Annotated in this window: 1 pseudogene; it reads right to left on the bottom strand. The window is 73.3% G+C overall.

What is annotated here, in order from left to right:
- Positions 1-217: pseudogene (locus CWO89_RS45595) on the bottom strand (IS256 family transposase); the annotation flags it as partial.

Raw genomic sequence — 217 nt, 5'->3', positions numbered from 1 at the left:
CCCAGCTCGGGATCGTGATCTCGCGGCCGTCCACGCCCCGGACCCGCGGGCGCTCGACCTCGATCTTGCCGCCGTGGAAACCAATCCGTCCCCGCGTTCGGCCCCAACGGTGCGCCCGCCGTGCTACATCGCGACCGTGGCGCGGCCCACAGGCCGCCGCCACATCCGCCTCCATCATCGTGCCCAGCGCCTCGACCCCTGCCGCAAGGCAGAACCG

The sequence above is a fragment of the Bradyrhizobium sp. Leo170 genome (assembly GCF_004296405.1).
Classification (GTDB): domain Bacteria; phylum Pseudomonadota; class Alphaproteobacteria; order Rhizobiales; family Xanthobacteraceae; genus Bradyrhizobium.
This window is presented reverse-complemented; position numbering and strand designations above follow the sequence as displayed.